The organism is Endozoicomonas ascidiicola (assembly GCF_001646945.1).
Lineage (GTDB): Bacteria > Pseudomonadota > Gammaproteobacteria > Pseudomonadales > Endozoicomonadaceae > Endozoicomonas > Endozoicomonas ascidiicola.
Map to the genome: position 1 here is coordinate 381999 of NZ_LUTV01000001.1, position 23826 is coordinate 405824.

17 protein-coding genes are annotated in these 23826 nt (G+C 44.5%); 5 read left to right on the plus strand and 12 right to left on the minus strand.

What is annotated here, in order from left to right:
• Positions 1-366: 366 nt before the first annotated feature.
• Both ptsG and AKL11_RS01415 read right to left on the minus strand, forming a co-directional pair.
• Complete coding sequence (gene ptsG, locus AKL11_RS01410; protein ID WP_095210080.1) at positions 367-1830, minus strand: PTS glucose transporter subunit IIBC; 1464 nt, start codon at positions 1828-1830, stop codon at positions 367-369.
• A gap of 312 nt (positions 1831-2142) precedes the next feature.
• Positions 2143-3066 carry a hypothetical protein gene (locus AKL11_RS01415; RefSeq protein ID WP_067514822.1) on the minus strand — a complete coding sequence of 308 codons (924 nt, stop codon included), beginning with the start codon at positions 3064-3066 and terminating at the stop codon, positions 2143-2145.
• 478 nt (positions 3067-3544) lie between these two features.
• On the opposite strand from AKL11_RS01415, the gene AKL11_RS01420 reads away from it, so the two are divergent.
• Positions 3545-4429, plus strand: a complete 885-nt coding sequence (locus AKL11_RS01420) for a hypothetical protein (RefSeq protein ID WP_067514824.1) — start codon at positions 3545-3547, stop codon at positions 4427-4429.
• Between the two features lie 90 nt (positions 4430-4519).
• Here the strand turns inward: AKL11_RS01420 and AKL11_RS01425 are convergent, their stop codons facing one another.
• A complete protein-coding gene (locus AKL11_RS01425) occupies positions 4520-5086 on the minus strand; it encodes a 5-formyltetrahydrofolate cyclo-ligase (protein WP_067514826.1) in 567 nt (188 codons plus the stop codon).
• 659 nt (positions 5087-5745) lie between these two features.
• On the minus strand, positions 5746-6390 hold the full coding sequence (locus tag AKL11_RS01430; protein WP_172807223.1) for a hypothetical protein: 645 nt from the start codon (positions 6388-6390) through the stop codon (positions 5746-5748).
• Positions 6391-7010: 620 nt separating this feature from the next.
• Between AKL11_RS01430 and AKL11_RS01435 the strand changes: the two genes are divergently transcribed.
• Entirely contained in the window at positions 7011-8036 is a 1026-nt protein-coding gene (locus AKL11_RS01435) for a tetratricopeptide repeat protein (RefSeq protein ID WP_067514832.1), read from the plus strand.
• Positions 8037-8127: 91 nt separating this feature from the next.
• Here the strand turns inward: AKL11_RS01435 and AKL11_RS01440 are convergent, their stop codons facing one another.
• The 8 genes from AKL11_RS01440 to AKL11_RS01475 all read right to left on the minus strand — a co-directional run bounded on the left by AKL11_RS01440 (position 8128) and on the right by AKL11_RS01475 (position 18370).
• Positions 8128-10371 (minus strand): AAA family ATPase, encoded by a 2244-nt coding sequence (locus tag AKL11_RS01440; RefSeq protein ID WP_067514834.1) that lies wholly within the window; start codon positions 10369-10371, stop codon positions 8128-8130.
• The gene (locus AKL11_RS01445) at positions 10368-10796 is read right to left on the minus strand and encodes a VPA1267 family protein (protein ID WP_067514836.1); all 429 of its coding nucleotides are present in this window, start codon (positions 10794-10796) and stop codon (positions 10368-10370) included. Before AKL11_RS01445 ends, AKL11_RS01440 begins: the two co-directional genes overlap by 4 nt.
• Positions 10789-11208 (minus strand): hypothetical protein, encoded by a 420-nt coding sequence (locus AKL11_RS01450; protein ID WP_067514837.1) that lies wholly within the window; start codon positions 11206-11208, stop codon positions 10789-10791. Before AKL11_RS01450 ends, AKL11_RS01445 begins: the two co-directional genes overlap by 8 nt.
• Positions 11201-13291, minus strand: coding sequence for a hypothetical protein (locus AKL11_RS01455; RefSeq protein WP_067514839.1), 2091 nt, complete (start codon positions 13289-13291; stop codon positions 11201-11203). The genes AKL11_RS01450 and AKL11_RS01455 overlap by 8 nt, the downstream gene beginning before the upstream one ends.
• Complete coding sequence (locus tag AKL11_RS01460) at positions 13284-14852, minus strand: site-specific integrase (RefSeq protein ID WP_067514841.1); 1569 nt, start codon at positions 14850-14852, stop codon at positions 13284-13286. Before AKL11_RS01460 ends, AKL11_RS01455 begins: the two co-directional genes overlap by 8 nt.
• Positions 14853-14854: 2 nt before the next feature.
• Positions 14855-16150 (minus strand): tyrosine-type recombinase/integrase, encoded by a 1296-nt coding sequence (locus AKL11_RS01465; RefSeq protein ID WP_067514843.1) that lies wholly within the window; start codon positions 16148-16150, stop codon positions 14855-14857.
• Positions 16151-16296: 146 nt separating this feature from the next.
• Positions 16297-16887 (minus strand): single-stranded DNA-binding protein, encoded by a 591-nt coding sequence (gene ssb, locus AKL11_RS01470; protein WP_301335640.1) that lies wholly within the window; start codon positions 16885-16887, stop codon positions 16297-16299.
• A 139-nt stretch (positions 16888-17026) separates the two neighbouring features.
• Positions 17027-18370: an MFS transporter gene (locus AKL11_RS01475; RefSeq protein ID WP_067514847.1), complete on the minus strand. Its 1344-nt coding sequence runs from the start codon at positions 18368-18370 to the stop codon at positions 17027-17029.
• A gap of 234 nt (positions 18371-18604) precedes the next feature.
• Here AKL11_RS01475 and AKL11_RS01480 point away from each other — a divergent pair, with 234 nt between their 5' ends.
• The 3 genes from AKL11_RS01480 to uvrA all read left to right on the plus strand — a co-directional run bounded on the left by AKL11_RS01480 (position 18605) and on the right by uvrA (position 23480).
• Positions 18605-19300 carry a hypothetical protein gene (locus AKL11_RS01480; RefSeq protein WP_157673353.1) on the plus strand — a complete coding sequence of 232 codons (696 nt, stop codon included), beginning with the start codon at positions 18605-18607 and terminating at the stop codon, positions 19298-19300.
• Between the two features lie 455 nt (positions 19301-19755).
• Positions 19756-20568 carry a hypothetical protein gene (locus AKL11_RS01485; protein ID WP_067514851.1) on the plus strand — a complete coding sequence of 271 codons (813 nt, stop codon included), beginning with the start codon at positions 19756-19758 and terminating at the stop codon, positions 20566-20568.
• 74 nt (positions 20569-20642) lie between these two features.
• On the plus strand, positions 20643-23480 hold the full coding sequence (gene uvrA, locus AKL11_RS01490) for an excinuclease ABC subunit UvrA (protein WP_067515333.1): 2838 nt from the start codon (positions 20643-20645) through the stop codon (positions 23478-23480).
• Positions 23481-23826 lie beyond the last annotated feature (346 nt).

Below are 23826 nucleotides of genomic sequence, written 5' to 3' on the forward strand. Positions count from 1 at the left end.
TGAGGTCTAGCTGCTCAACCACCTCTACAACAAAGCGAGCAAGATGCACCTCTGGCAGATAATCCTGAACAGTGGCAGGAAAAAAGTCAGGGATGTCTCGGTCAATGGGTCTGAAAGTCCATTTGTTCATTGGCTGGCTGTCTTTTACGATCTTGCGGGTATTATACTCAAAAGTTGTTCTAAGTCCGACAGGCTCCTAGGTGATACCGTCAGACCTCATAACCATACTCTTTTTTAATAAGTTACAATTTCAAGCCCTTCCTTAGACCGTTAATATTCCAAAACGTTTACTTTCCATACAAAAAAAACCGTGACTGCCTAAGCAACCACGGTTTTGAAATAACAATAAGTTATTGCTTTATTGTATCAGGCAATCGCCAGATCACCCATTTCAGGTGCCTGACCGCTTTTCAGCAGCTCATTCATTTCAGTCTTAATCTGATCAGACTTAGGACCAAAAATAGCCTGCATGTTCTGACCAACCACCAGTACCGCAGTAGCGCCCAGTGCTTTGATGCCTTCAACGTCTACATTTTCAGGCTGTTTCACCGTTACACGCAAACGGGTGATACAGGCATCGATGCTGTCGATGTTGCTCTGACCACCGAAAGCAATGAACAGTTTTCTGGCCAGTTCACTACCAACTTCATTGTTGTTTGCTTCTTCAGTTGCCTCTTCACGACCCGGGGTTTTCAGGTTGAACATTCTGATAGCAAAGCGGAATACTGTGTAGTAAATCGCCGCGTAAGCCAAGCCCCAGACCAGAATCATGGCCGGTTTAGTGCCGATACTGAAAGACAGAGCATAATCGATAAGACCGTGGGAGAAAGAACCGCCCATTTTGATCTCAAAGAAGTTGGTGATCATGAATGCAAAACCTGCCAGCAGGGCGTGAATTCCGTAAAGAATCGGCGCAACAAACAGGAAGGAGAACTCGATAGGTTCGGTGATACCGGTCAGGAAAGACGTCAGCGCAGCAGACACCATGATACCGCCAACCACTTTCTGGTTTTCAGTTTTAGCACTGTGCCACATGGCCAGAGCTGCAGCCGGCAGACCGAACATTTTGAACAGGAAACCACCCGCCAGGAAGCCAGCGGTCGGATCGCCCGCAAAGAAACGTGGAATGTCACCGTTCACAACAACACCAGACGCCGTTACAAACTCACCCATTTGAGACTGGAAAGGTACGTTCCAAATATGGTGCAGACCAAACGGAATCAGCAGACGCTCAACCAGACCGTACACAAAGCCCATGGTCGTTGGGTTACCCGATACAGCGTAGTTACCAAACGCATCAATAGCATTACCGATCGGTGGCCAGATGAAGCTCAGAATCACACCCATGATGATGGCTGCGAATGCAGTAATGATGGGTACAAAACGCTTACCAGCAAAGAAGCCCAGATATTCTGGCAGCTGAATTTTGTAGAAGCGATTGAACATCACAGACGCAAGGATGCCCACCAGGATACCACCAAATACACCGGTATCGATGGAAGCGATACCCATGATGGATTTGGTTTCGATGCCCAGAGTGCCCGCCATAACGCCCATCGTGGCCAGCATAACAACATAGCCAACGATCGCGGCCAGAGAAGACACACCGTCGTTGTCTGTTAAACTCAGGACCACACCAATAGCAAACAACAGTGGCAGGTTACCGAACACCGCACCACCGGCCTGAGCCATGATCTGATTCAGAAGTTCCGGGAAGATAGAAAAACCGGCACTACCGACACCCAGCAGGATACCTGCTGCCGGCAGAATCGCTACGGGCAGCATGAGTGACCGCCCGATTTTCTGAAGTAGAGAAAATGCTTTTTGCACTAGCAAAAACCTCGAGTAGCTGTACGTTACGCAAACCGATCTCGCCCTTCTGCCGTAACCGACATAAAAGTTAGAAAACAGGATTGGTGATAGTTATAAAAGACGGAGTCCCTGCTAACCGCTGTCAGAATGATCAACGATCGTTCAATTCACGAATCTGTCACCGGGACTTTTCTGGTATTTTTTTGCGGGCATGATTTTCATACAATTTTATGAAATTAAAAATTGATGCAGATCAATAGATCATATTTTGATCAAAGCATAACATTTATGCTCGAAATAGCTCAGGCTATGATTATGCAATCCGCACACTTACATCATCCGAATATGATAGAGATCTCCTTTCATGAGGCGATCAGACACCCCAAGAAAGTCTGAATAGGTGATAGCTACTTTTCTCCCTAAAACCGCCGCCGCTTCAGCATAACGACACAGTATTTCATTCCCCGTTGAGAGCTCCGCAATATCTGGCAGTTGCATGCGTCTCTTAAACGTCGCATCACCCGTACGGCCGGTCATTTCTGCTGCCTTAAGCCCACTTTGCTCTATGGAGTTTTCCTGACCATAGTAAACATCGATGGCTTTATAGTTCCCTTGATGCAAACCGATAAGACACTGGTTGTTGAACACCCAACGATTAATGCGTTGAATGTAAACAATGTACCCGGAAGTGACTTCAGGCGAAAAAAACAGACCGTCAAAAAAACCCATCGCCTCTCCCACACCTTCAGGATCAAAAGATTGAGCAGTCTCAACATGATGTTGCATACCCAGGGGTTCGACGGCCGTTAGAAGGTACTCGCTACTAGTACTGTAGGGGTTACTAAAAAAAGGCTTACTTTTAAAATGGTAAACACGCCTATCGACTTCCCGGGTGTTGGATAAAGCGACAAGCTCCTCCCAGATAGCCCGATCCTTTTCTTGTACCGACAGCGCATACTCTACGGATGGGTATTGCCCATATCCCGACAAGGCCGGACTTTCAATCTTAATCTCCCCGCCTTTTCGTATAAAACCATCAACCCATTGTGTTCGGTTGATATGCCCCACCACCAAACCGGTCAACCAGTCACCATCGGGCTGAACACGCACTGGTTGCGAACTCACGCTATGTTGCTCACTGGCCTTATAGTCCCATACAGCAACATTCTTTCTGATATGGCTATCATCGGCATTTGCCTCAAACGCAAAGCCCGCAAAAATAAACAAGACAGCCGAGGCAACAAAAGCAGTCATAACAATCCTTGTTATTTAATCCATATCTGAGCTTTACTTGCTTCACAATCATCACACTTTTCAAAACAACGTCCCTATTAAGTTAAAACTATCCAGATAAAATTGGTAGCAATATCATGGCTATTTTTTTAAAAGACCAAGCAATCCATTCGCACCATGATCATTAATTAAACGTCGATGTATTTATAAAAATCTTTTATATGAATTGCTAATTTAAAAACCTTTATATATTTCCACTGTATTTATTAGCACTGGTATTTTTACCCTAAAATCTTCTTAGTTGGATCATGGAATATGCGAATCCTAAGCATCTCCCTTTAATCTTAATAAGCAATGAAAAAAACTATTGCAAAAGAATATATTCATGTTTGGAAACATATTGCCTTTCCATTGTCCAATCGTTCGATTCCGATTCTCTCAGGGGTATCGGATCAGTTGTACTTGAATAGAACAGCCATCCAAAATTAAAGGGGTTAGCATGTTGTTCAGAGAAAAATGTTTATCTGCAGTCTTATTGCTGTCGTTAGTTTCATCGAGCTGGGCGCTTGAATCATCTGAGGGAGATTCAAACGTACGGCGCTCTAGCAGCACCATTGCCCATGTCGGTCATTTCATTGGAACCTCCGCTGAAGGGGCTGCCCATGCTTTTCTGGCCCTCGGTTCTTGGTTGGCAAATAACCAAGCCGCTCAAAAAGCGTATCTAGTTACGAAAGCAGCTGCGGAAGCAGCTGGGGAGGCAGTTCCTAAGGCGCCAGATCTCCCACCCAGTGTTATACAAGTGCCTGGCGACATACTTCAAGGCCTTCCTGGTGTGGGTAAGTTCTTCAAAGAAGCAGAAAACAACCACCATTTTCAGACAAACGTTTTACTCAGTCAGCTCACTCGATTATTGCCAATTGCCAACGACTACGCCTGCGGCATGTTAACCGTTGCGCTGGAAGATGGCTGGTATGTTGACAGTGTTGTTGTTAATCAGGGTTCTATTCAAAATGATCACCAGTTCGAACACATTGGCGATAACATTTTTGTTCCAAAAAATAGAGGTCTGACCAATCTGCTGATGATCAAGCAAATCACAGGTTGGAGTACTGCTGCGAACAGTTACATCCTTGAAAACCCGGTTGATTTCTACCTGACGGTTTCTGATGGCAGAGAAGTATCAACGCTGAATGTTCAGAAAAACTCATGCACACCTTACAGCTACGGCAAAGCGTATGTATCTGTTGTCAAAGGATCCGAGGTTCCCGTGTGTGTGACTAACGCCAGCACTGATGGCAAAGTCTCAACTCTCACAGCAATCACTTCTGCTTATGGTAAGCCAGCACAAATTCGTATCCCTGGTGAAGCCTGTGAAAGCCATTAAGCAGATTGGGCATTCAGAACTGATTAGATAAACAGCTCTACTGGTTACCACTCTCGTAGCAATGCCTGAGTGGTTCCTTTTTCACCTCCCTCAAAATGCGTGATAAGCACGATCAGTTACGACGCCAGTGAGAGGAACATCCCACTCTTCTATTGGTATTTTCTCCACCATCTGACATTCATGCGCCAGTCCAATGAGTCGAGTTCTTTCTCCTGTTTGCTCAAATGTTCTGTCATAAAACCCGCCCCCCATACCAAGCCGTGCGCCTGAAAGGTCAAACCCGGTTAATGGCATAAACACCACATCCAGATTTTCTGGTGCGATAAATTCATCACGCTCGACTAAAGGCTCTGGAATACCAAAACGATTGATGACCAATTTGGTGGATTGAGTATATGGAGCAAACAGCATGACCTTGTTTTTCACCACTGGCAGATAGCACGATTTACCCAGCTGCCACAAATACTGCTGAAGCATGACAGGGTTAATCTCCCCATCAGAAGCAAGATACAGTGCAAAGTATTCTGCATTGAAAAGATCATGTTGTTGTTTTAAACAATCAACCAGCCTGGTACTAGCGGCTAGCTGGTGCTCTTTGGTGAGGTTACGCCTGCGCTCTCTGAGCATAAGCCTCAATTCAGAACGTGATTCCTCCATAAATTGATTACCTCTATAAGTAGTTAACCACTTAGGGAAGTTGCATTGCAGAAAGTACCAGTCATCCGTCATTCCCGCGAAGGAGGCTGTCGCAAAAATCCAGAAACCTCGTTCCCATGCTTCGAGACTGTCGCAAAAGCTCTGGTTCCCATGCTATGCGTGGGAACCCATACTTCTAACCCTTTGAAAATTCGAGGGTATGCATTCCCAGGCACAGCATGGGAATGGGCTTTTGCGACAGCCTCGTAAAGCATGGGAACGAGATGTTTGGGAGTTTGCGACACCCTCCTGTGCGGGGATGACGATGGTATATTCTTATCCGCCACTTCCCTTAGCAAAAAGCCCTCTGTATAAGAGGGCTAAGAAATATTATCTATTACTGCTGTTTCATCAGCCTGCGATATGCGTCAGAAGGGTTATACTCACATAATCTCAGAATAGGGTGAGTGAGTGAAGTATATTTTTGTTTACTATCAGCCACTTGAATAACCTCTTGAGATAATAAGACCAACAAAACCTATTCATTTTGTCGATTAATAGCTAGTTTTAGCCAATTCAATCATTTTAAATCAACATTTATTATGTATAACCGTCAGTATACAACTCGTTCATTTCTACACATTCTGGTTCGTCGGATTTTTCTGGTTAACACCATCGGTCTAAGAAAAGCCTATTTTTAGCTCCTCCTTGCCTACCTCCCTGATCTCGTCAATAGCTTTCAATATAGAACTTTTGAGTCTTTTGAGATGTTCACCCCAGAAATCGTCGTCATCATTAACTACAGATAGCTCTATTCTAAGCTTTGAGATTATCGCTACTACTTGACCATCAATGTAGATAGCCTTGACATCAATTAGCCTCAACAAATTTTCTATAGCCGCATCATGCCTTTTTTTTAACTCTTTCGTCTCTTCCTTGGCCAGAGAACTATTGGCTTGCCTGTCGAAGCCCTCATTAGCACCCTGAACGTACGATAGTTCATCATGACAAAGGTATTCATGGTAGTACCACTCATCATATTCCTCAGTCTCTCGATCCACGTAGGTTTTTATGTTGAACATCAATTCAAAAATCGCATCATACGACTCTCTTTTAACCAGCCATGTTTGCTGGTCAATCCAACCCCGCTCCGATATTTGTGATTTTATTTTTTCTACCAATTGGGTATTTTGATCAAGCTGTTCTTTTAAATCATAAAAATCTTCTTTACTCGCCTGATTCTTTCCTTTTTCTTTAGCATATGCTCCTATATATGCGCCTATTCCCGCAATGATAAACAAAACACAATCCATTAAAAGATCCACAATCGAAATACCCTTAGCCTACGGAGCGATACGTACTATTCCATTACATGCTGAGTTAGCCTCGTGATCAAGCTGCCTCAAAATATACCCTGTATGTAGTTCAAGCCTCATAGCTCATACCTCTCTCTGGTACTTCGTCCGAAAGAATTTGATATGTCACATATCCATAAATCCATTGATACACATGGCGTACGGAGATTATAAACTAATCAGACATGGGGAAACGCAGCACTAGAGAGAGCTTGCAAATTTCGAAAAAACAGAGCATGCGACCACGCTAAGATGCCTTGCACATCACTACAAGGAAAAGCTACCTATCAGACTTTATATACAAGCAGGTATGAAGAATATATAACTATATTCCCTTACATATAGTTACTACAAAGCAGTAAATGCAAATCTTCATTCAATCACAGACTGGTTAATTTATAAGCTTAAAATCTCAATAATGTAGATACAGGTCAGTAGTTTCAGCAACTACCAATACTGAGTGCGAGTCAATAATATCTGCTCTTTTAACACATTGAGGGCTAATAGTGAATAAAAGACTAATTCTACTATTCATCTTAACAATTCTGAGCATTTCGGCTCTTGCAGCGTACTTCATCCAGCCATCCATTATGGATAGATTAACAGATGATGACAGAGATTTTTTCACACAAACTGAACTGAAAATCAGAAAATGGGGTAATTACTTAGATATGCCCCAGATGCCTCAAAATAGCGCAATTATTAATTCGATAGTAAAGGCTGCTAAAGATGGGGATTCTGACGCTCAATATTTATCAGGCATAATGCATTGGTCAGGGGCAGGTGCTACTAGAGACGCAGTTAAGTCTTTCCAATTACTAAAGAAATCTGCTCTTCAGGGCAACCCAAAAGCTCAACTAATGCTTGGCCTCTCATATTCAAGAGGGCATGGCACTACGAAAAACACTCAAAAATCCTTTCAGTTGTTTCATAAATTGGCATTAGAAGGCAATGCTGATGCTCAGACGATATTGGCCAACTCATATGCAAGCGGAAGAGGTATTGATAGAAATAAAGATGAAGCTCTTGCTTGGTACAAAAAAGCTGCTTTACAAAATAATGCAAGTGGCCTGTTAGCGTTAGGCATCGAATACTCTGATGGATACATTGTTCAAGAAGACATTAACGAAGCTTTTAAATTGATTCATAGGGCGGCTGTGCTGGGTGATAACTTTGCACAAGTATGGATTGGCCGAGCCTATATGCACGGATACGGCTATGGAGTAGAACAAAATCATAACAAAGCTTTAGACTGGTTTTTAAAATCTGCGCTTCAGGGAAGCAGTATCGGTCAATTTGAACTTGGCAAAGCTTACTACTCTGGAAGGATAGTAATGGTTGATTACATCAAAGCATTCCAATGGCTAGAAAAAGCAGCTCTGAGAGGCTCTGAAAGCGCTCAGGGGCTTGTAGCAAGCCTTTACCGAGATGGAAAAGGCGTTCCTATCAACAATAAAGAGGCTTTCATATGGTACGCAGTCGCTACAGCCAATAATCATGATTTCTATAAGAAACACTTGGATGCAATCAGTAAAAAACTGTCAACAAAAGAACTTTCAGAAGCTCAGGATGAGGCTAAAGAGCGATTCGATGAAATAGCAAATAACATTCAATAGCAGTGCTTTCCATGATGGTACTGTGATGACATTTCCCGATAACGCTTATTTATTCCTGAATAATTACTTGCTATCGGGTCATGTTTAGAAGCTAAATATTTCTATCGTCAAGCCCTGTAAGTCTATCCTTTAAATTAGTCTTACGATGCGCAACACCATATTCACGATCAACAGCACTTTTAATAACCTGCCCACTCCCCATAAGCACCAACCTACCCTCAGGTCTGGTAGCTGCCGTATACAAAAGTGTCTGATCCATCATATGCCCAGCCTCAGGCGGCAAAACAACAAAACAGGTAGGCCACTGAGAACCCTGAGACTTGTGGATAGTAATGGCATACCCCAACTGTATTTTATCCAGCAAATCGGGCGTCATAGGTATACAGATACCATTAATCTCAGCCATAGCCACAGAGCCATCTTCCTCGTCTGGAGAGTCGTAAACAGCAGTAATCACCCCCAAATCTCCGTTACGGATATCAGCAGCTTCATCGTAGTTGTTGGAAGTAACCAGAATAGGATCACCCAGTAGAAGCTCAGTCCCTGCTGACGTTACCCATGGCATCCAGCCTCGCAGGTCGTCCTGATAATAAGTTTTTGGCCTTTGAAACCCATTACTTTGCTGAAGATGACGGTTAATACCATCCACACCCATTTCGCCTTTTCGTACCGGGCATAAGACAATACAGCTCTCAATGCCCCCTGCTTCTCTCCAAAGCTGTTCCAAGCGATTGAGGGTCATATCCCCTTCTATGGAGCAATCATCACTTTTAGCAAGGGAAATTTTAGTCTCAGGAGGTATTACAACTTCACCATTGCGAATAGCCGTAGCAAAACGGTGAATACCACTTTCCTCTCCCTGCCGTTTTACCTGTGTCAAATGGAAGAAGGGGACGAAGGTTTCTTGCAGAGCATGGAACACAAGCCCTGCACCAACGGGAAGTAGCTGTGCCGTATCTCCCACAAAAATCACTCTGGTTGCTTCTGGTAATAGCCCGATCAGCTTATACATGGAAAGCAAATCCACCATAGATGCTTCATCAATCACCAGCAACAGGTGATCAGGCAATCGAGCCTTACCGTCACCAATATGATCCACAATCAATTTAGCAATGGTCTGAGCCGGTAATCCGGTGCTTTCCGCCATACGCTGTGCAGCCCTTCCAGACAGGGCTACTTGATAAAATGCCATACCGCCTGCCAGAGCCTGATAAACACCCAGAATCGCTTTCAGAATGGTGGTTTTGCCTGTACCTGCGCCACCTGAAATACCACAAATCGGAGATAAAATAGAGCCAACTACCGCTTTGCGCTGATCGCCCGTTAGCTGAAATGGCAGTGTTTGCTCATAGGCTTCCAGTGCATCAATAACTTTTTTTTCGGTTAGCCCTGCTTCCCAACCTGCCGCCAGAGAACAAGTTCCCGCTAAACGGCTATGGGCTTTGGATAGAAACAGAGCAACCGCCGCTTCCATCAATGCTGTTCCATAGACCTGATAACCTGAATCAACCTTGACCAGCAATCCATGATCCACGGCGATATCACCCACACTATCTGGTGCAGGTAACTGTATAATCTGAGAGCAACCAGTTATCAGGCTTTGAGGATCAATAACCGTTGATCCGGTTTTCTGGCTATAACGCACCGCCACATGTTGAGCGACACCAGCCATCACGCTGCCATCAGCCATGGTTAAACCAAGTCCTTTGGCAATGTCCATGGTCTTTTCAAAGGAAGCCCCCATTGCCATCAATAGAAATGGATGCTCCTTTATTTTCTCTATAGCTTCAGCACCAAATATTGTGGACAGCTTTTCTCCAAGCCCCAACGGTAGCTGCTGTTCTTCAAGCCATGTAATGGTGTCGTACAATGTATCATCAGGCCACTCATCCAAAAGCCGATCCAGACGTGCTTCTGACATGCCTGCCACCGCCAACAAAGATGACCTTTCTCGTTTTTCTATCAATTCTGCCAAGTTCGGGAGCCGCACAAGACGGTTAGCAATAACACCACCAATACCTTTGATGTTGCCGCTAATCCAGCGTGAAAGTACTTTCCCTGAGGGCTTTAAAAAGTGGATTTCAGTGGCATCAATCGTATATTCAGAAATGATGAAATCATTGACGGTAAAAGAATTCTCTCGCTCATGACCACTCACTTCCCAAAGTGAACCGACAGTTGCAGCACCTTGGACATGATCAGGAAAATGGACAACCAATGGTTTTTCACGTTTTCGAATGGAACCATCAGGTTTGATAAGATCAACCGTGGCGTAACCACCTGCCCTTTTTTTGCGAACCTGAACTATCTGCCTGAGGTGTGTAATCTGGCTCATAACTTAAACCCTGCCATCCCTGACTCCACCATCGCCTGCTGTTCCCTATAGCCTTTTAGCTCTTTTCTTAACTGGCGATTTTCAGCTTCCAATTCAGCAATACGCATAGACATGGCGTTATTATTTGAAGCCACCGTAGCGGACTGTTTTTCAGCCCGTTCACGAGCAGCCTCGTGGGAGGCTTGGGATTCTTCTTTACGGGCAAACCAGCGTTGCTCAGCTTCATTTAGAAGACTGCGGACATGTTTATTTTGAGTACAAACGGATTTGGCAAAATCCAGCTCTTCAGCAAGAACCCTGCGGTTTATTTTGCCACTGTATTCATATTCCTCCCAATCTCTGGCGGCATCACGCTGGGCAATCCATGCCTCGACTTTGGCGATATTTTCTTGGGCAATTTGCTGACCGTTTTTCCCCTTACTCACGCCTGTTTACTCCCATCAAGGGTTCATCCAGCTTCTCGTTTAACCGCTTCATATCAACATTGGGCATCCTGTTGAGATTATGCTGCCAACGAACGAATTGCTCCCTAAGTAAATCATTTTCTTTTTCCAGCCTCCGCACCTTGTTTTCCAATATAGATATCTGCCCCTTTGCAAACTCAAGAGTGATATCAACAGGAGTATCTTTTACCGCTTCTTTGAGCGACTGCTTTCGATCATTAAATGCTTCAACCAAAGCTGGATAAGAAAGCAGCGTATGCCTGCTAATTTTGCCTTCACCAAGCACCTTTGCAAGACACTCGGCGAAGCGTTCCCACGTTAATTTACCTTCCCATTTATCCAGCTCATGAAGCGCAAGGGGCAAGGTTTTTTCGGTGATAATTTTCTTAGGCATTATCAATTCCCATCAGCATGGAAATTGTTGATTCTGGCACACGTTCTTCTTCGTCAGCTTTTACCTTCAATCCCTGCTGCTCAAGTGCTCTTTTGGTTGGGCTTGGATCATGCTCAGGTGGAATCCAGATAACAGTACCTTCAGGGGTTTCTTCGGACTCCATAATCTGCCTGACGCCACGTATGTGAGTTAGCTTCCAGCCTAAATGAGTTACCCAGCGATCAGCACCAAATACAGCGTCATTTACAGCAATTTCAGCTTTGCCAAGAAGAAACTCTACCTGTTCTTCCAAGCGCTTAATACGCTCCAAAGTTTTCGGCATTCCTTTAATGCAAGCATGCTCTTTACAGGTCATGCATTCATCACCACCACCTTTAGTACAAGGTGACATGGCATAATCATGAACACACATCCCATACTCAGTAACATCAGCAATGCCGATTCGGTTCACCCCAAGGTCTTTATAACTGACAGGCAAATTCACTTTAATCGCCTCTAGCGCAGTTGGTCGTTGATCAAGCTGCATAATGGTTTGAATCTGCTCCTCACGCTCCTGTTGAGTTCGGAGATCATAATGACGGTTGTCATTAATTCTCGAACGCCCTGCCCAACGAGCAAGTTTCCATGCGTCCATTCCACCTCTTTCAGCATTGGTCGAGAGCCATACTCGAAGCTGATGGGAAGTTAGTCGAATATCAGTACCATCTTCATCCTTGCACCCAAGTCGCTGAAAAATTGTATACTTGGGGCACTCAAGCCCATTTCTCATTGATAGCTGGTCATTTATATTGTTGACGGTTGGCAAACACCATGAAAATGGCTTTACTGGTGTTGTTTTATGAAATTCGTTTTCTCTTAGCAGTATCAGTGATTCCCAAATGTAGCTATCCACTGATGGTAATTGAGGCCAGCGATTTTTTTTATACTTCTTAGCCACAAACCTTGCTAGATCTCTATAGCTTGGGTCTCCATTTTTCCTTAGAGCAACAATCCATTTTGTTTTATTTGCATTCAAAACATCCCATTGCGATTCAGGTAAGTTCTTGGTGAGAAGTTTATCGATAGAACCTTCATCAAACCCCATTGCACAAGCGAATTGATGAGCACTCAAGGGAACGTCTTCTTTAAAAGCTATGGGGGTCACACACTTTTCATGTCGGAAAAAAGTGTCCGGGTGATCGTAAGCAAATTTTGCGGCTTTTCGTGCAGGCTCACTAATTTTTATAAGTCGTTCATGAGCTTCAAGAACCGCAGGTTCAAGATCCTTCGGAACCCATTTAATGGTATATCCAAAGCCTTTCTCTCCATACCATCTGACCCCTAACGCCCCGTTTTCGCCACGATGAAGGCAGTCTATAGTCAGATCCTTCAGCTCCCCTCCACGGCTTGGAGCAAACATCAGCAAGACAAAAATACTCGACCAGTATTTATCTTCTTCTGATTCAGCCTTTGCAAAACAATCAGCCAAAGCAAGCATATGATGCATTGAGGGGCAGCGCTCCTCCTGCCACTCACGAGATTCTTTATCTGTACGTTCAGCTTTAGATTTGGGCTTAGGCCAAGGATTGCTCCACGATATTAATGCAGGCAGCACCTCTATTTCATTGCGAATGAAATCAAGAATATTTTTAATTTGTCCACCAACCTTCGACAACCGGTCTTTATTGGTAATTCTCTCCTTTGTAATATCTTCTAGCCTTGCTACAACCAGACCATCGATATGTAATATATTTGCCTCTTCATAAACATACACAATTGCATCATGCAGGTGACGTAGAGCAGCCATTTTAAAAGCCAAACTGGTTACAGGATTACGACTCTGGACATACCGGATATATGCTTTTGCAAATGATAAATATGGTTCATCCATAAGCTCAAAATTATACGCATTACTCTTCTCAGTATATTTTGAGAAAGTCATAGCAATCTTTCCGTTGCTAGACATGTGATGCCAGTTATTTACAGCCCATCCTCCCTGATCATCATAAAGAGTCAGCTTATTCCTGCAATCAGAAATAAATTCATTGAGGTTCTGCTCAGCAGTTAAATCTGCCCTTGACTTAAACTGGAATATTTTAGCCATTATTTACCTCCAATAATTTCTTACCTTCCGCCTTAACCTGTTTACATATTTGAATTACCTGCTGAACCGCTAATAAAAGTCTGTCTGACGCCTGTATAACAAACTTTGATACACCTGCTGATTCTTGCCTTTTCCGCTCATCCAGAACCGTCTCCAAAACCTCTTCGTGATGTCCATCTAGCCATGGCTGGAAATTATTGCAGGTATAACAAGCTCTATAACCAGAAGCACAAAATGCATGAGTTCCGCAGTTACCCAAACCATTTGCATTGCTATTTCTTATGCGACTATGCGGGTCGTTTGCCCTGATAGCATCTCGCTCTGAGGCAATAAGTTTGCCAGCAAATGCCTGTGCCAGCGGAGCAAGAGCTGGAGCCATAATTTCATTGATTTGCTCTGCGGCTTCCTCAGTATTCTCTGTATAAACACCAACATTCTGCGTATCACTGTGATCCAGCACAGCAGCCAAAGATACGCCTGTAATGCCACGTCTAGCTAAGTTTGTACCTTTGGTATAACGAAAGCGTCTGGCAAAGAAGTAGATATAATCACCCGTTCTTTCTGATCTGGCAGTATTTTTTTTAGAAACCTCCCTCAATAAGATATTCGCAGAACCTATTGATAAATGTAGGTAATCCGGAGTGGACTTCATCCTATTCACGAAGTCATCATAACCGCATAGGGAGCCAACCCTACCAAGCTCTATGAATATAGGTACTTCTTCCTTATCTTTATGCGGAAGTTTAGCGCCAATAGCCTTTTCAACTTTATCAACAGATGATTCCCATTGATTTTTTAGCATCAAGAACAGATCTTCGTTGATGGGCAACTGTGAAAAAACTCCTCTAAAGCCAGTCCCTCGCTGCTTTGCTCTTGGACAATTAACAACATAATCATTTCCATTACTGTCTTCTCTAACTATCAAGTCAGAGCCTCTCATGGCACAAATTTGAACGCCTCTTCGTCCTGTAAGGGCAAGGCTTAAAAAATAGGCATATTCACACAAACTCAGCTTATTCTCAGTAAAGGCATTTGCAGCCCAACTGATTAATGCACCCATTTCATTGTGTGTCAGCGCTCCTGAATCCGGACAAGCACTTCGAACTGCGTCACCTTTTCTATTTCCTCTAAGCCTTATCTTTTCCAGAAACTTGGCGATCTCACTGTCAATCCCCTCGAACCCCAAATCTATCCATGCAATCAAAAATGCCTTTAAACCACCAAGCTGATGCTCTTTATCTGAAGTCAAACTTGCACGATAATTAACCAGCCCATCTACAGTAATAGTGGCATCATTAGTGAACTCAAAATACTTATTAAACCGTTCAAAGACGTTCTTGGTATGATGTGCTGAAAGCTCTTCCGCATAGCGACAAAGTGATTTTTTAAAACCCATTTCTGTTACTGGGTCTATTTCCCTGAGTCTACGAAACCTGATAGTAATCGACCCATCCAATTGCCACTCATCACCGTAGAAATCAAATTTATAACCAAATTTCGACACATGCCACTCTTGAGCTAATTCCCTGCCGACCTTGGTTATTATTGGTTTTCCAGCCATAGTTACTTCCCTTTTTTAGTAAACTCAGTCCAATGATCCATATCTTCTCGCATTAAACGATCAGCTTGCTCACGCACATGTCGATGATTGTAAACCTCTGCTGATTTATCTGAACTCCAACCATATATTTCTTTGCGGATCTGAATTTCTTGTTTTTCGTTTATTGGGTTTCTGTTTGGGTCGGATTTTGCTGCTTTGTTGGCATCATCAATCCGCTTAGAAAGTAGGTAGTTAGAATTATGTCTAAAACCATGACGCTTAATCTCATCCAAAACTTCAGGCTCAACACTTTTAATCGTGTTCAATATCAAGACAAAAGCACTGTCCGACAAGGGTTTACCCCAGTGCTCACCTCTTTTATGCGTAACAAACAAATAAGGGTGTTTAATAGCTGGGTCAATTTTTGCCCTGATTTCCATAATGTAGTATCGAAGCCTGTCAATCGTTTCTCTTTTAACCTGTACTCGACGCTCATTTGTTTTTGCAACAGGCTGTCTTGCTCTTAAGTCCTCCTTTGCGTCATGACGACGAATAACAGAAATATAATTGCTCTGAAAGTCTATATCCGCAACTTGAAGCCCCAGAAGCTCACCCGACCTAAACCCTGTCCAATACATTATTTCGAACATCAACCCATTTCGCAGCCTTGTGCTGGCACTTTTGAAGGGGTTATCCGGCGAGTTCTCATCAACCACTTCCATAAAACGTTCAAATACCTTAGGCGGTGGTGCTTTGGTGTTAGGGTCAGATGCCAACCCCTTACTTCCAGAGCCTTTAGGTCTATTAGCTAAAATCCTGTTCCTCATACCCTCTATAGACTTTGTAAGCTGTGCTTCATGCTTGATTCTTGATCTCAAAACAACCTTCGATACATACTCAAGAAAGTACCCAATCTGAGTCAACCGATTGTAGGTATGTCGCATAGAAACCGTGTGAAAGTTCCCTACAGATGCGGTGGAAGCAGCAGCGAACTTAACCACAGATTTGGTTGACTGGCATTCATGCCAATTCTTCAGGCTTGCGGTTTCCACTCTACAATGATCACGCAAAGAATATACGTCTTGGTCTGAGGGGAAATTACCGTCACTAATTTCTTCGATAAGTGATCTGGTATTTATGGCTTCCCATAACTGGAGGTGAACCAAATGACTCAATGCATTAGTGATTGAGGACTGCTTGGATTTTATCCTTAGGTGATCGGTGACATAAAGAGTCACCCAGAAATCAGGGACACCATCCTCATTAAGCAACATTGGATAGCGCTCACCATTTTGAAAAATAATGTGCTTGACCGGCATTATTTTTATCACCTTTTAATCAACACTTTATTTATGTATAGATCATTGAAAATATATAATCAACATTTTTTTAGCCCAAAAACAAAAAAGACCCGATATACGGGTCTTTTAAGGCTTTTAATCAACAGTTTTGGAAAACATGTCCTCTAGAAGGGAATATCATCATCAAAATCATCAAAGCCGCCAGCAGGTGCTGTTTGTGGTTGTTGTTGAGGTGCTGTTTGTGGTTGTTGTTGAGGTGCTGATTGCTGCTGATTCTGTTGCTGAGCCGGTGCACTGTATTGCTGAGACTGAGCAGGTTGGTTATAAGACTGCTGTTGTTGCGGTGCTTGCTGCTGCTGTTGCTGATAGCCACCACCCATTGGAGCAGCGCCCATACCGCCATCTGATCGGCCGTCTAGCATTTGCATCTGCCCACTGAATCCATCAACTACGATTTCAGTCGTATATCTGTCCTGCCCGTTCTGGTCTTGCCACTTGCGGGTCTGCAGCTTACCTTCGATATAAATCTTTGAACCCTTACGGACATACTGCTGAGCAATTTCTGCCAGCTTGCCAAAAAGAACAACCCGGTGCCACTCTGTCTTTTCTTGCTGCTGACCAGTATTTCTATCTTTCCAGGCTTCACTGGTTGCCACACTCAGTGTAGCGATTGAACTGCCATTAGCTGTTGACCTGAACTCTGGATCATTCCCCAGATTTCCAACCAGAATTACCTTATTAACGCCTCGTGCCATCAGTTTCTCCAGATATCCTGTAATTTCAATTGAAAATCTGGATGAACGTTACATCCATCCAGACTCCGTTATTCCATATTTAGAACTGCCGAACTAAGGGAAGTTCCCACCGACTTATTATTTGTAGCAGGCAATTTGTCTAACAATGCCCGAATTCCCTGAGACTCGACAAGTCCAGAAGCTGTTTATCTACTTTAAGATACGCGGTTTTCTCTGCGGGTAAAACCGTTACTTCCTGAACGCCTGCAATGCAGGCAAGCCGTTCACTGACCGTGCCCATTTCATCAAGCTCGGAATGCAGTGCGACAACCATTGTACTCACATAAGGGGGTTGTTTCATGGTAACAGACAACCACCACCACAAGGCAGTAGGAATTGTACAAACAACCAGCGCACCAGCCAGGCCACCGGCTTCCAGTGATAGCCCGCCAATACTGCCTCCCAAAGCAGCCCCTAGAAACTGGCTGGTAGAATAAACACCCATTACGGTGCCACGGGTTCCCGCCGGAGAAATTTTACTGACCAGCGAAGGCAGCGTCGCTTCCAGAAAGTTAAACCCAAAGAAGAAGAGAAACAACCCGGCCAGTAACCATATTGAGTTCAGTTCACCTTGGGAAATAAGTGCAAACGCCATAAACAACATAACAATGCTAAGGCTGTAACACTGCTTTATCCGCCGTTGCTTTTCACTGAAGATAATCATGGGAACCATCAATACAAATGATCCACCAATCACCGCCAGGTAAATAGAACCATGGGTTGACTGTGCATAGTCATGACTCAACAGCCCGGGAATAAATACAAACAATGCCATCAATACAAAGTGAAGCGTAAAGATACCCGACACATGTCGAAGTAATTGCCTATCCGTAAAGACCTGACGTAAGCCTGAGCGATCAACAGAACTATTAAGATCCCTGCGTTTAACAACCGGTGTGGGCACCACAAACAGGACAATAAGCATCGCGACAACCGACATCATGCCATTGGAAATAAACAGCCCAGACAAACCCCAGGCATTACTCACCATCGGGCCAACCACCATGGCAATACCAAATGCCACACCAATGCCCATGCCGATCATGGCCATCGCTTTCGTACGATTTTGCTCTCGAGTCAGGTCTGCCATTAATGCGGTCACAGCGCCAGAGATGGCTCCACAGCCCTGTAATATTCGCCCGATAATAATATCCGTCATGGAGGTTGCCTCAGCCGCGACCAAGCTGCCTACAAGAAAAATAAAGAGCCCCATCAATATGACAGGCTTTCTACCCCATCGATCCGACATCCAGCCGAAGGGAATTTGTAACAATGCCTGACTGAATCCATAAGCACCGATGGCCAGACCGACGGTTGCTGGCGAGGCACCTTGCAGGTCTTCAGTAAACAATGCCAGAACAGGCAGCACCATAAAGAGACCGAGCATGCGGAAGACAAAGACCAGGGTCAGGGATATAGCGGCTTTTAATTCAACAAATGACATGGGCTAACAACGACATCCTTTGCGCTATCAATAGTTGATAGATTTATTCCATCAATTCTATCAGGGTTCACGGCGAGCAAGCTATCAAATCACAATGCACTTTCCAGAAATTCATCCACCAATAGCCGAATCCTCGACTAGTATTGCTATCGTCATACGTTCCCTGAATGGGTATCAAGGCACCCGTAAACAGCCGGATACTTAAGTGGATATTTTGTGCAAAGAGCCGCCATCATGATAAATATAAAATCATTTTTTTTTGACTTGCCTTCACCGACCACACACTTATTGTGCATTGTCTTCCTCTTGCTCAGCATTCAGGCCAATGCCTTTGACAAACCTGAAATCACTGCGACGTATTACTACATTAACAGTCACGGCAACAAAATCCGGTGTGACACCTCTGACAATGAACACAGCATGGAGCAACGGAAAATATTGCTACAAAAAGGTTGTACGCTGGAAACGCTGTCTGCTCAGGAAGATATTAATATCAAAGTCACCGTTGGAAACAACGGTGTTAGCAAAAACCTATTAATGTCGTCTAAATATTATCTGATGTGGGTGGGGGCTGGCATTCACGCAATCAACCTGAGCCGTAACGCTCCCCTGATCATCACTAATCTTCTTTCGGCACGGCCAGTCCCAGCTATTGGCCATGCCATTGCCTCCTACTTCTATTATATAGGCTTCAGCGCATATGCAAAGGATACACTGTACCCATTTCTTCAAAACAATTACCCCTCCACTTTTGGTGAAAATGAGATAGACCGCCCCATTGAAGCATGGACAGCAGGTGAGCATGGCTGGGTTCTCTTCTCTGATTTAATCATGTGGTGGAATGATCAATTTTATCTGGGTACATTCGACGTAAATCGACTTATGGTCGGTGTGGATTTATTAAACTTTCTGATTGACCGTTTCTTGTAAACTCTACTTACGCCAAAACAAAGGTGCTTCTAAGTGCGTTGGAATCCCCCCTGACACGTGTCTCTCACTCATCGACATACCAATGCCTTCAGATATAACTGTGAACCGAATATCGCACTGGAACGAAACATAAATGAACGGACGTGTGAATATGCCATATAAGGGAAGTGGCATTGAAGAAAATACCAGCACACGTCATTCCCGCCTTCGCGGAGCTGACACCGGTATAATCTTCCCTTCCAGTTCCCTAAACTATTTGTCAATGGACTCACCCTTATTGCCGCAGGCCAGGATAACCATACAGCCCTCATCTTTTAACATTTAAAACAAGGACATTTTAACCAACTATATTCCTATAAAATCCAATTTATTGTTCTATCTTATATTAGGTAATGCCTGCTACCAGAGGATAGGAAGTAGCAAACACCTTTTTTATATAGAGCTCTAAAAGCCTTATGAGAAAAAGCACAACTCAGAAAACAACCATAAAAACAACGGCAACCCTAACGGGACTCACTTTTTGGGCTTGGTCTATTATTACCCTGATCTATAGTACAAATTCTCTGGCCTTTCTTCCTGATATTAAAAGCCCTTTAAACCAGACAAAGTCGATAACTGCCATTTACTCACCTATCGGAGAAGGTGATAGCACCCACTGCATAATCTCCAGTAATGATCGCCCGGAAGCGTTACAGCAGCTGAAAAAATCTCAATGCAATCTGTCAGACTCTGCATCCAATGACCATTATGTTTTACTGACAGTCCGTGATGGTCGTGAGGAGCTACGTACATTTCTGATTCAAACCCGACAAATCTTAAACTGGGCTTATATGGCCATCCACATTTGGAAGTTTGCTGATTCTGGCTATAAGCTGATTAACCCTCCTATCTGCCCCTGTTCGGGGATGCCAAAAAGCAGATCACCAATCAGCACCTTTTTCTTTTCTTATTACTTTCTTTCACTGGCTCACCACAGCTGGGATTACATTTCTTCTTACTTTTATCCCGACAATTCAAAGCACCCCCCCGTACAGAGTATTGAAAATAATAATGCTACGGAAAATGATCTAATTCACACTCTGAAAGAACAACTTTATTCCGGTCACTTGTTAACTCTAGCCCTCGATGCTGCGGCGTTACGATTGGACTGCCAGTGCGGTGGCTACTTCAGTGATGCCCAAGGGAATTTCTATTTTAATGGCCATCTCTGGATGTTAATGCTGAATATGGGGATTTTTGCTACAGACTTGGCGCTTGAGTATTTATAATACTCCGTTTGCTCTCTGACTCAGACGTTCATTTCCTATGAATGATGACTCTACAACTGGCACGGAGAAAGGCTGTGGAAAAGATCACCGTACAAGGTGCCCGCACACACAATCTGAAAAATATAAATCTTGAAATGCCCCGTGACAGCTTGATTGTGATTACCGGCCTGTCCGGTTCTGGTAAATCATCACTGGCATTCGATACCCTGTACGCTGAAGGTCAGAGACGTTACGTAGAGTCTCTTTCCGCCTATGCTCGCCAATTTCTGTCCATGATGGAAAAGCCGGATGTGGATCATATCGAAGGGTTATCGCCGGCCATTTCTATCGAACAAAAATCCACCAGCCATAACCCTCGCTCCACCGTGGGCACCATCACCGAGATATACGACTACCTTCGATTATTGTTTGCCAGAACCGGCATTCCCCGTTGCCCCACTCACCATCTAACGCTGGAAGCGCAGACTGTCAGTCAAATGGTCGATCAGGTTTTGGCGATGCCCGAGGGTACCAAGCTGATGTTGCTGGCGCCGGTGGTTCGTGCCCGTAAAGGTGAACACCTGCATGTATTCAGTGAACTGAAAAGTAATGGTTTTATCCGCGCCCGCATCAACGGCATCGTGACCGATCTGGATTCATTGCCCACGCTGGACAAGAAAAAGAAACACACCATCGAAGTAGTGGTTGACCGGTTTAAAGTGCGTGATGACCTGCAGCTGCGACTGTCAGAATCTTTTGAAACTGCACTGGAGCTCACCGATGGTCTGGCCGCCATCAGTTACATGGATGATGGCGATGCCAAAGAGAAGAAAGACGACATTGTATTTTCTTCCCGTTTTGCCTGCCCTGAGTGTGGTTATAGTTTGAATGAGCTTGAGCCAAGGCTCTTCTCCTTCAACAATCCGGCAGGAGCCTGCCCAACCTGCGATGGTCTTGGAGTTAAACAGTTTTTTGATCAGGATCGCATTGTTCAACACCCTGAGCTGACCCTCGCTGAAGGCGCCATACGAGGATGGGATCGCCGAAGCGTTTACTACTTCCACCTTCTTAAATCTTTAGCAGCTCATTACGGCTTCAGTATTGATACACCGTTCGATGATCTGACTGCTACGCAGCAAGAGGTCATTCTTCAAGGTTCCGGTGATGACGAAGTTAACTTCAGCTACGTAAATGATCGCGGTGACGTTTATAAAAAACGACACCCGTTTGAAGGTATTATTCCAAACTTTGAGCGCCGCTTTCGGGATACAGACTCCCAGTCCGTTCGGGAAGAACTCACCAAATACCTGAGCACTCAGCACTGTCCTTCCTGTAAAGGCGCACGTTTGAGAACGGAAGCCCGCAATGTTTTTGTTCAGGATGAAACTCTGCCTGAACTGGTGAAGCTTCCTGTGGAAAAAGCGCTGGCGTATTTCCAGACACTGGATCTTCCTGGCCGTCGCGGTGAGATTGCCAAGAAAGTCCTAAAAGAGATTTGCGACCGGCTCAGTTTTCTGGTCAATGTGGGTCTTAATTATCTGACGCTTGATCGCAGTGCCGACACGCTTTCCGGTGGTGAAGCTCAGCGAATCCGTCTGGCCAGCCAGATTGGTGCCGGCCTTGTGGGTGTCATGTACATTCTGGACGAGCCAAGCATTGGGCTTCACCAGCGTGATAACGAGCGCCTATTAAGTACTCTGACTCGCCTGCGGGATCTTGGTAATACGGTCATTGTCGTAGAACACGATGAAGACGCCATTCGCAGTGCTGATTATGTGATCGACATTGGTCCCGGGGCCGGTGTCCACGGCGGCACCATTGTTGCGGAAGGTACACCCGATCAGGTTATGAATAATCCGGCATCGGTAACCGGTCAATACCTGTCCGGCATCCGCAAGATAGAAATCCCGGAAAAGCGAACGCCTGTCGATACTAAAAAAATGCTGAAGCTCTCAGGTTGCACTGGCAACAACCTGAAAAATGTTTCTCTGGAAATTCCGGTGGGTTTAATGACCTGCATTACCGGTGTTTCGGGTTCCGGCAAATCAACATTGATTAACGGTACTCTATACCCGCTGGCGGCGACCCACCTGAACAAGGCGACCACACTGACCGCCGCTCCGTATAAAAAACTCTCCGGTATCAGTAATTTTGATAAATGCATTGATATTGACCAGAGCCCCATTGGTAGAACACCAAGATCAAACCCAGCCACCTACACCGGTATTTTCACCGCCATTCGTGATCTGTTTTCTGGCACTCAGGAAGCTCGCTCCCGAGGTTACAAGCCCGGCCGTTTCAGCTTCAACGTGAAAGGTGGACGCTGTGAAGCCTGTCAGGGTGATGGGGTTATCAAAGTAGAAATGCACTTCCTGCCTGATATTTATGTGGCCTGTGACGTCTGTAAGGGTAAGCGCTACAACCGTGAAACTTTGGAAGTGAAATACAAGGGCAAAAGCATTGATGAAGTACTGGCAATGACCGTTGAAGATGCATTGCAATACTTCGATGCCATTCCTGCGGTTAAACGCAAACTTCAGACGCTAATGGATGTCGGTCTTTCTTATATCCATCTGGGTCAGAATGCGACAACGCTGTCGGGCGGAGAAGCCCAGCGGGTCAAACTGGCAAAAGAGTTGTCAAAACGAGATACCGGAAAGACGTTGTATATTCTGGATGAGCCGACAACTGGTCTGCACTTCCATGATATTGAACAGTTGCTTGCGGTACTCCATCGTCTGAGAGACCACGGCAACAGTGTAGTCGTGATTGAACACAATCTGGATGTGATTAAAACAGCAGACTGGATTGTTGATCTAGGCCCTGAAGGTGGCGACGGAGGTGGTCAGATCATTGCAGCAGGCACACCTGAAGAGGTCGCAGCAGTAGCCGCATCTCATACAGGTAGGTTCTTGAAGCCAATGCTTACCTAGTACAGCCAAGCGTTATAAGACATACACCCCCGTTCATCCTGAGCGGAGTCGAAGGATCAAAGCACCACACTTCGACTCCGCTCAGTGTGAACGGTATGGGTATTAACGCTTCCATACACTAGTGTAGTGAGCTGCATTTAATACAACATAAATAATCTCGCTGTGCCATTATAGGTAAGAGCATCTAAGGACGGATACTATCTATGAGAGTCGCAGCCAAGATAAGCCTGAGTGAACAGGAACAAAAACTAYTAAAACGTCTATCGTCGTCAAATAAAAGCTCTGTACGCATTGCCCGTCGTTCTAAAATTATTCTTTTGGCTGCAGATGGAAAAACCAATCTTGA